The following is a 2,857-nucleotide window of genomic DNA, read 5'->3' as shown; positions in this document are numbered from 1 at the left end:
TGACGAAGTCTAAAGCTTCTGCGTGTATATTAACCTTATTCCTCTCTTTTGTTCTTTCTAATTTATCCTTAAATTTAATGAATTGTAAACTTAAGCCGTGTATAATTAATTGCTTGGTTCTAGCCTACTTGCGAATATTCCTGCGGAATATTCACGGGTTCGTAAATGTTTACTAACTTAGTTGCTTAACCACGCAACTAACCATACACATCAACGTTGTAAAACATTTAAAAAAAATCTGAACTTCATTTAAAACTCACAATTCTTGAATAAAAATAAAGAAAATTTTGAATATGTTTATGTTGAAAAGGACGGAACAGTACGTGAATTGGATAATGAAGAAATTGAGTATTTACAATCTGAATTTAAACTAGGCGATGGTGCAAGACCATATATCAAAATTAATTATGAGCAACTTGCACCTGATAAAAAAATTTCGGGATTTCTTCATAGAAATAAAGTTCCAGAAAATATCGAAATAATGAAAACAGATATTCGATATGTGGAATTTGGATACCCAATAAATATATGTGACTCTAACAGAGTTATAGAATTACATGTTGGAATATTTAGCGTGTATGTTCTTGGAGGTTGGGACGTTGAAGTACATAATTTTACTTTTACCCTTACGAATATTAAAACTGGACGAATAATTAATCCTAGAGATACGCAATGGAGAATTCAATCTTATGAATGTGGATATTTAGCGAAAAAAATAAAAGTTCTCGACATTCCCGAAAGTGGAAATTATCTGATTGATTTTAAGAATCTAGATAGTCTAAAAGTTTGGAATGCAAGATTACCGTTGATATTTAGAATTTTCAAGAAACCTATAAAAAAACAAAATATTGCGATAAGCATTATATAAATATTTGAACGAATAAAAACGTTTTACAACACCGTGTATAATTAATTGCTTTTTACGTGCCTACTTACGAAAATTCCTGCGGAATTTTCTCTGGTTCGTAAAAGTTTGCTAAATTAGTTGCTAAACCACGCAACTAACCATACACAAACACGTTAGCAGCAATGCAATTCGTGCATTTTCGCCTAGTTTATTTTTCGGAGATTTTTTTTTAGACTTTTAAGTCAGATAAATTAAAAAAACTCAACTTATTAAAACTCAGTTGACGTCGGACTTGTTTCTCATCTGCCAAATTAAAGCCTGTGAGATCGTAATCGCTAATCAGCATAACGACGTCGGACTGACTAGCAGAACGTGCAATTCTGAACGTTAAAATGAAAAACTGGACTTATAAAAACCTCATTTGACTTTGGACTTGTTTCTTATCCGCCAAATTCTGTTCTGTTGGGATCTAAGTCACTCATCTACTCTACTACGTCGGACTGACTAGCAGAACGTGCAATTCTGAAACTTAAAATAAAAAACTGCTGCTAACACCGTGTATAATTAATTGCTTCGTCTCTGAGCATCTGGAATATTCCTGCGGAATATTCTCAGGTTCGTGGGTTTTTGTTAACTTAGTTGCTCAACCACGCAACTAACCATACACATCAACGTTGGCAACAAGCTAAAAACCGAACTCGACAAGAAAATATGAACTCAAGAACAATCGAAAAAAATATTGGAAAACCGACAAAAATCGATTGGAAAAAGCCGAAAGCAATTGGAAGTTCATCATTTTATCTAAAGTCCTTTAAAGCCAAAAATAATTCTGCGGAATTTATAAAAGAAAACTCTAAATGTAGTTTTGAGAAATATTCAGGTGGAATTCTTTTAAGGTCAAACTTGTCCAATAAAACAAGTGAGTTGACAATAAAAGAATCGGAAATCGTATACCTAAAATTAATACGTGGAAAAGAAAGCGTTGAACCTCTGACTTTATCACCAATGTGGATTATGTTGAAATTAGGAGTTTCTAAATTAATTGCAAGATATTTTAGAATTGTGCTCGGAGAATATTCAATCGATGAAATGAAATTAAAAATCGAGACCGAAAATCAAATTATGGAATTCACGCAAAACGGATATATATTTGAGAGACAATTGAGTTTCTTTAAAAACCTGAATTACGGAGAAAAATTAATAATTGAAATGAACGAATAAAATAAAAATCGGAACGAAAAAAAAGAAAGCCAGTTGCCAACACCGTATATAATTTATTGCTTGGTTCTAGCCTACTTACGAAAATCCTCGCGGATTTTCTATTCGGTTTTTATTTGCTAAATTACGTGCTAAACCACGCAACAAACCATATACAAACACGTTAGCTGTAATATGAGCAAAACGACCAGAATAGAGTATTTAAAGCTAAAAAGAGCTGAATATAAAAATCGAATTAATATCGAGAAAAAAGAGAATGCGCTAAATCAATTTTTGACCGAATTAAATAGTTTGGAATCTGAATTAGGAAAAATCGTTTCTTCAGAGATAGATATAGAAAATATTGCTCAACCGATTCTGATTGACAAACCTGAAAAACCAATCTATACGGAATTAAGGTTTAAAACAATTGAGGAGGAATTATATGTTAAGAATGAAATCAAAAACTGGATTTTGGAACAAAAATCTGATAGAATTTTAATTAAGAATGAGTTCCTTATCTGCAGAACTGACTGGCTGGAAATTAAATCGGAATTGTTAATTCGGAACTTCGATTTACTTTTTGACAAACTGAATATTATTTACACCTTAATGTTCTCACCTGAAAATGGAAATTTTATTAACTCTTTCGAATTTGAATATGATGTGACAATTTACAAAGGAAATTTAAAGGAAAAAGAAATAAAATACTACAGCTAACAAAGTACTGTGGCAAAAAACAAGTAAAAACTCATTAATTTTTCACTAAAGTACTTTTATAATTTCCATCATATATTAATCCCGATTTAGCTA

The 2,857-nt window shown here is 31.4% G+C and carries 3 protein-coding genes; all 3 read left to right on the top strand.

What is annotated here, in order from left to right; translation table 11 throughout:
- The first annotated feature begins 265 nt into the window (after positions 1-265).
- The 3 genes from DFQ09_RS18510 to DFQ09_RS18500 all read left to right on the top strand — a co-directional run bounded on the left by DFQ09_RS18510 (position 266) and on the right by DFQ09_RS18500 (position 2,764).
- The gene (locus tag DFQ09_RS18510) at positions 266-868 is read left to right on the top strand and encodes a hypothetical protein (protein WP_115813092.1); all 603 of its coding nucleotides are present in this window, start codon (positions 266-268) and stop codon (positions 866-868) included.
- 690 nt (positions 869-1,558) lie between these two features.
- Complete coding sequence (locus DFQ09_RS18505) at positions 1,559-2,068, top strand: hypothetical protein (RefSeq protein ID WP_115813094.1); 510 nt, start codon at positions 1,559-1,561, stop codon at positions 2,066-2,068.
- A gap of 171 nt (positions 2,069-2,239) precedes the next feature.
- On the top strand, positions 2,240-2,764 hold the full coding sequence (locus tag DFQ09_RS18500) for a hypothetical protein (RefSeq protein WP_115813090.1): 525 nt from the start codon (positions 2,240-2,242) through the stop codon (positions 2,762-2,764).
- Positions 2,765-2,857: the final 93 nt, after the last annotated feature.

Origin of the sequence: Winogradskyella pacifica (genome assembly GCF_003386275.1) — a bacterium.
Taxonomy (GTDB): Bacteria; Bacteroidota; Bacteroidia; order Flavobacteriales; family Flavobacteriaceae; genus Winogradskyella; species Winogradskyella pacifica.
Note: the sequence above shows the minus strand (reverse complement) of the source record. Positions and strands in the feature narration are given on the sequence as shown.